The organism is Micropruina sp. (assembly GCF_047607385.1).
Taxonomy (GTDB): Bacteria; Actinomycetota; Actinomycetes; order Propionibacteriales; family Propionibacteriaceae; genus Micropruina.
The window spans coordinates 1-6,258 of sequence record NZ_JASGDE010000013.1 but is presented as its reverse complement, the minus strand read 5'-3'; the positions used below and the strand labels follow the sequence as shown (position 1 = coordinate 6,258).

The window sequence follows — 6,258 nt, the reverse complement described above, 5'->3', positions numbered from 1 at the left end:
TCGCGACCGGCCCGGACGGGTCCGGCGCGGGCCGCGGATCGACTGCCCATCGGGCTGCCGGCCCAGGCCGATCCGACGGCGCGGCGGGCGTCCCCGAGGGACCGTTGACAGCGGACACTCAATCGGTAAAGTTACGCCGATGACGGCCGCAGATGGAAACGCCCCGGTCAGGTTCGGGGTGAACTACACCCCGCGGGTCGGCTGGTTCCACCACTGGCTCGATTTCTCCGCCGACGAGGTGGCCCGCGACCTCGACACCATCGCCGAACTCGGCGTCGACCACATCCGGGTGTTCCCGCTCTGGCCGCTGATCCAGCCCAACCGCACATTGATCCGGCCGCGCGGCCTGGCCGACCTGGAACGGGTGCTGGAACTCGCCGCCGGACGCGGGCTGGACGTCTGCGTCGACGGCCTGCAGGGGCATCTGTCCAGCTTCGACTTCGTGCCGGCCTGGCTCACCTCGTGGCACCGGCGCGGCATGTTCACCGACCCGGCCGCGGTGGCGTCCACCGCCGACTACCTGACCGCGCTGGCCCGGGCCTGCGCCGGGCACCCCAACCTGCTCGGGCTGACCGTCGGCAACGAGGTCAACCAGTTCACCGGCACCGTCCACCCGGAGCCCTACCCGGCCTCCGCCGACGACATCGCCGGCTGGCTGCAGACGATGCTCGGCGCGCTGCGCGCCGGCGCCCCCGGCGTCCCGGCCCTGCACGCCTGCTACGACGCCACCTGGTACGACGACACCCAGCCGTTCACCCCGTCCCACGCCGCGAACCTGGGCGACATGACGGTGGTGCACTCCTGGGTGTTCAACGGCACCGCGCAGCGCTACGGGCCGGACGCCTTCGAGACCCGGGCGCACGCCCGCTACCTGACCGAGTTGGCTCGCGCCTTCCAGGCCGACCCGCACCGGCCGGTCTGGGTGCAGGAAGTCGGCGCGCCGCGTAACGTGCTGCCCGAGCCCACCGTGGTGCCCTTCATCGAGGCGACCGTCGAGCATCTCGCCGACACGCCGGAGTTGTTCGGGATCACCTGGTGGTGCTCGCACGACGTCAGCCGGTCGCTGGCCGATTTCCCCGAGCTGGAGTACGACCTCGGGCTGATCGACGAGCACGGCACGATCAAGAGGGAGGGCCGGGTGCTGGCCGAGGCGATGACCGAGCTGCGGCGTCGGCGTGCCCGGGCGAGCGACCCGGAGCCGCCCGTCCTGCTGCTCGACCCGGCCGAGTTCGGCCGGCGCGACCTGGCCCCGGGCGGGGCCTTCTGGGAGCGCTACATGACGCTGGCCAAGGCCGGACGCCACCCGCACGTCACCCTCGCCGTCTCCGTGGAGGCCTGAATGCACAACAACCAGGATCTGAGCCTGGCCCGCGCCAATCGCGTGCTGACCGAGCGGCTGCGGCCCGCGATCCACTCGCACCCGCAGCCGCTGGCCCTGGCCGCGCACCGGGTGGGCGGCGAGCCGATCCCGGTGGCCGACGGGCTGGCCGCCGAGTACGTGCCGGCGCAGGTGGGCGACCCGTGGGGCCGGGCCTGGGACACCACCTGGTTCCGGGTCACCGGCACGGTGCCGGCCGCGTTCGCCGGACGCCGGGTCGAGGTGCTGCTCGACCTCGGCTTCGACACCAACATGACCGGCTTCCAGGCCGAGGGCCTGGTCTACCGCGCGGACGGATCCCCGGTGCGCTCGCTGCATCCCCGGGCGCAGTGGATCCCGGTGGCGAAGGAGGCGGCCGGCGGCGAGCCGATCGAGTTCTACGTCGAGGCGGCGTCCAACCCGGTGCTGCTCGACTACGTCCCGTTCCTGCCCACCGAGAAGGGTGAGTGGGAGACCGCCGGCGAGGAGCTGCTGTACCGCGTCCGGCGCGCCGACGCGGTGATCTTCGAGACCGAGGTGTTCGAGCTCGTCCACGACGTCGAGGTGCTGCTGCAGCTCGCCGAGCAGCTGGACGCCGGCTCGGCCCGCCGGGCGAAGATCCTGTTCGCCCTGGACCGGGCGCTGGACGCCGTCGACCTGCAGGACGTCGCCGGCACCGCCGCCGCGGGCCGGGCCCAGCTGGCCGAGGTGCTGGCCGCCCCGGCCGCGCCGTCGTCCCACCTGATCACCGCGGTCGGCCACGCCCACATCGACTCCGCCTGGCTGTGGCCGCTGCGCGAGACGGTGCGCAAGGTGGCCCGCACCACCAGCTCGATGGTCACCCTGCTGGAGGAGCACGACGACTTCGTCTACGCCATGTCCAGCGCCCAGCAGTACGCCTGGATCAAGCAGCACCGGCCCGAGGTGTACGCCCGGGTGAAGCAGGCCGTCGCCGACGGCCGGTTCGTGCCGGTCGGCGGCATGTGGGTCGAGGCGGACGCGGTGCTGCCCGGCGGCGAGGCGATGATCCGGCAGTTCCTGTACGGGCAGCGGTTCTTCCGCGACGAGTTCGGCATCGAGTGCCGCGGCGCCTGGCTGCCGGACAGCTTCGGCTACTCGGCGGCGCTGCCGCAGCTGCTGGTCGGAGCCGGTTTCGAATGGTTCCTGACCCAGAAGATCTCCTGGAACGAGCGCAACGTCTTCCCGCACAGCTCGTTCGAGTGGGAAGGCATCGACGGCTCCCGGATCTTCACCCACTTCCCGCCGATGGACACCTACAACTCGCAGCTGTCCGGCGCCGAGGTGGCGTTGGCCGACCGCAACTTCAAGGAGAAGTCGGTCGGCTCGTCCTCGCTGGCCCCGACCGGCTGGGGTGACGGCGGTGGCGGCACCACCCGCGAGATGATCGCCCGGGCGAAGCGGCTGGCCGACCTGGAGGGCAGCGCGAAGGTGGTCTGGGAGCATCCGGACGTCTTCTTCGCCCGCGCCCGGGCCGAGCTGCCCGAGCCGGCGGTGTGGAAGGGCGAGCTGTACCTGGAGCGGCACCGCGCCACCTACACCACCCAGCACAAGATGAAGCAGGGCAACCGGCGCAACGAGCAGCTGCTGTTCGAGGCCGAGCTGTGGGCGAGCGTGGCGGCGGTCCGGGCCGGGCGCGCCTACCCGTACGAGCTGCTGGACGGGACCTGGCAGGAGGTGCTGCTGCTGCAGTTCCACGACATCCTGCCCGGGACGTCCATCGCCTGGGTGCATCGCGAGGCCGCCGCGCGGCACGCCCGGGTCACCGAGATCCTGCAGGGCGTGATCGCCGACTCGCTGGCCGCCCTGGGAGTCGAGCTGGTTGAGCCTGTCGAAACCACAGCACCGCTGGTTGAGCCTGCCGAAACCACAGCACCCGGTCTCGACAAGCTCGACCAACGCGACCTGCTGGTCAATGCGGCGCCGATCGCCCAGTCCGGGGTCGGCGCGGGGTCTGTCGGTGTTGCTACCGCCGGTTCGCCGATCTCGGCCACCGCGTCCGGTGACGGTTTCGTGCTGGCCAGCGACTCGCTCCGGGTCGAGCTGGACGCCGCCGGCCACCTGGTCAGCGCGGTCGACCTGGCGTCCGGACGGGACGCGATCCCGGCCGGCGAGCGCGGCAACCTGCTGCAGCTGCACCAGGACTTCCCGAACCTGTGGGACGCCTGGGACGTCGACAACAGCTACCGGAAGATGCGGCGCGACCTGGACGCCGCCGACGAGGTGCGGCTGGACGGCGACGCGATCGTGGTGCGGCGTTCGTTCGGGGCGTCGTCCATCGAGCAGCGGCTGTCGCTGTCGGCGGACGGCCGGGCGCTGCTGATCGACAACACGGTGGACTGGCAGGAGACCGAGAAGTTCCTCAAGCTGGCCTTCCCGATCGACGTGTTCGCCGACACCGCGGTCGCCGAGACCCAGTTCGGCTTCCAGACCCGGACCACGCACGACAACACGTCGTGGGAGAACGCCCGGTTCGAGACCCACGCGCAGCGCTGGTTCCTGGTCCGCGAGCCCGGGTTCGGCGTCGCCTTCGCCAACGACTCCAGCTACGGCTTCGACGTGGTGCGGTCCCGGCGCGGCGGCGCGGTGGTCTCCGACGTCCGGTTCTCGATGCTGCGGGCGCCGCGCTTCCCCGATCCGCGGGCCGACCTGGGTGTGCAGCGGATGCGGTTCGCGCTGGCTTTCGGTGCCGACGAGGCCCGGGCCACCGAGTTGGGCTGGGCGATCAACACCCCGGCCCGCCCGGCTGTCGGCGCCGCGCTGGCGCCGCTGGTGCGGTCCAGCGATCCGCGGGTGCTGATCAGCGCGGTCAAGCTCGCCGACGACCGCTCCGGCGACCTGATCGTCCGGCTCTACGAGTCCTCCGGTGGACGGGCCACCACCCAGCTGCTTCTCGACCTGGACGTGGCCGCGGTGCGCGCGGCGGACCTGTTGGAGCGTCCGGGCGAGCCGGTCGAGTACGCCGCGGACGGGGCGGTGTCGGTCGAGCTGGCGCTGCGGCCCTTCCAGGTGCGGACCCTCCGGATCACCCCGGCGTAGCGGCCGCCGATACCGGTCCATCCTCGCCCCGCAGGCTGATCGGTGGGGGCTCGTCCTCCTGAAGGAGGACGAGCGAATCGTCCTCGGCGACGACGCGGAAGCCCCTCGGGGCCGGGCACTCTCGTAGCACTCGACGCCGGACGACCCGTCCGACACAAGCCACAGGGAGAATCCGATGACACGTCTGACCAAGCGCGGCGCCGCACTCCTCGCCGCGGGTGCAGTGCTCGGCGGTGCCGTTTCCTACGCGGTGGTCGCACCGTCCGCCGAAGCGATCCCGGCCGCGCAGGAGACCTGCAAATTCAGCATCCAGAACATCAACGGCAGTGACGGCTGGCGGCCGCTCGGCCTGAGCGTGACCGTCAACAACGGCACGGTGAGCCGCAAGGTGGTGACCCAGCTGTCGGCCGACATGGGTGTGGACTCGCAGGCCGAGATCCGGATCGGCTACAAGGTGGACAACGGCCCGATCCGCGAGAAGTACTACGGGCCCGGCAATATCGCCAACCACACCGACTTCTGGCAGACCCGCAACGCGATGGCGGTGATGTCGCTGAAGTCCGGCAAGCACACCATCACCCCGTACTGGCGGATCAGCGGCAGCTCGACCAGCAAGGGCTGGTTCGAGAACGGCTGCTTCGTCGCCGAGGCCCGTACGACGTAGTGCCCCGGCCTTCGCGCTGGTGCCGGCGATCTCGCTCAGCGGATCCCGGCCCGTGGTGGCAGCGGATCGTCGGCGGCCAACAGCTGCCGGCGATACGCCGCCACCACCGCCTGGGCCCGGTCGCGCAGTCCGAGTTTCCCCAGGATCCGGCCGACATGCGTCTTCACGGTGGTCTCGGCGACCATCAGGTGCCCGGCGATCTCGCCGTTGGACAGGCCGTGGGCGATCAGCCGCAACACCTCCCGCTCCCGGCAGGTCAGCTCCGGGGCGCCGGCACCGTCCGGCGGAGCCACCGCGTGCCGTGCCCGGAACAGTTCCGGCAACACGTCCCCGGCCAGGGTGGGGTCGAGCCAGATGCCGCCGGCGGCCACCGCCCGGACCGCCAGCGTCAGCTCGTCGGGTGCGGCGTCCTTCAACAGATAGCCCCGGACGCCGGCCAGCAACGCCGGCCACATCCGGAGCCGGTCCTCGCGTCCGGCGAGCACGAGAACCCGCACGCCGGTGTCGGCGATCCGGCCGACGACCTCGATCCGGTCGGTGTCCGCGATCAGCAGCGCGTTGATCAGCACCACCGCGGGCCGCTCGTCCCGCACCCGGCGAACGGTCTCCGCGAAACTGTCGGTGACACCGAGCACCCGCAGACCCGGCTGCGCGTCGACCAGCATCGCCAGCCCGGTTCGCACCAGACGGTCCGGTTCGGCCAGCAGCACGCCGATCGTGCCCGTCTCGTCCGATCCGGGCTTGCGCGCCTCCTCCGGAGACGGCCGAAGGTCCAGCACGGCCGTGGACATCGTCTCCCCTTCCCGTCCGGCTGACGGTGCTCACCGAGGTCGGCCGCGTCCGCCAGTCAACGAGTAGGAGCACCCGCTCCGGCGTCCTGATGCAGTGGGCTCGCCGACGCTAATCCGGACGGGGCTGACACCGCCTGCCGTAACGCACATTGCCTGCGTTCCTCCGCAGGCGATGTGTGTTACCGCAGGCGATGTGGTGGGAGGGGTGCGCTGCGGGTGGAATCTTCGGGGGTTCTCGATGGGGTCTTGAGGTTGTCCGGAGGGTGGCTTGAGTGTGGGCGGGCAGTGTTGTCACTGCACCGGGGGTTGCCGGATCGGGGGGTTCGGGAGCTGGTGCAGCAACAGTTGGGCGTGGTGTTGTCGCTGGTGCGGGTTCGTTCCTGGTCGGG

Annotated in this window: 4 protein-coding genes; 3 read left to right on the top strand and 1 reads right to left on the bottom strand. The window is 71.4% G+C overall.

Features of this window, described 5'->3' with window-relative positions:
* Nucleotides 1-139: 139 nt before the first annotated feature.
* The 3 genes from QM582_RS00885 (at nucleotide 140) to QM582_RS00875 (ending at nucleotide 5,078) form a co-directional block, all read left to right on the top strand.
* Nucleotides 140-1,339, top strand: a complete 1,200-nt coding sequence (locus tag QM582_RS00885; protein ID WP_415080898.1) for a glycoside hydrolase 5 family protein — start codon at nucleotides 140-142, stop codon at nucleotides 1,337-1,339.
* Entirely contained in the window at nucleotides 1,340-4,414 is a 3,075-nt protein-coding gene (locus QM582_RS00880) for an alpha-mannosidase (protein ID WP_415080896.1), read from the top strand.
* Between the two features lie 175 nt (nucleotides 4,415-4,589).
* Entirely contained in the window at nucleotides 4,590-5,078 is a 489-nt protein-coding gene (locus QM582_RS00875) for a hypothetical protein (RefSeq protein ID WP_415080894.1), read from the top strand.
* Nucleotides 5,079-5,113: 35 nt separating this feature from the next.
* Here QM582_RS00875 and QM582_RS00870 read toward each other — a convergent pair whose 3' ends face one another.
* Entirely contained in the window at nucleotides 5,114-5,869 is a 756-nt protein-coding gene (locus QM582_RS00870) for a LuxR C-terminal-related transcriptional regulator (RefSeq protein ID WP_415080893.1), read from the bottom strand.
* Between the last annotated feature and the right edge of the window lie 389 nt (nucleotides 5,870-6,258).

Excerpts from the sequence above, each read along its gene's own strand:
- QM582_RS00885 (WP_415080898.1), top strand. The coding sequence starts at position 140 with ATGACGGCCGCAGATGGAAACGCCCCGGTCAGGTTCGGGGTGAACTAC.
- QM582_RS00880 (WP_415080896.1), top strand. The coding sequence starts at position 1,340 with ATGCACAACAACCAGGATCTGAGCCTGGCCCGCGCCAATCGCGTGCTG.
- QM582_RS00875 (WP_415080894.1), top strand. The coding sequence starts at position 4,590 with ATGACACGTCTGACCAAGCGCGGCGCCGCACTCCTCGCCGCGGGTGCA.
- QM582_RS00870 (WP_415080893.1), bottom strand. The coding sequence starts at position 5,869 with ATGTCCACGGCCGTGCTGGACCTTCGGCCGTCTCCGGAGGAGGCGCGC.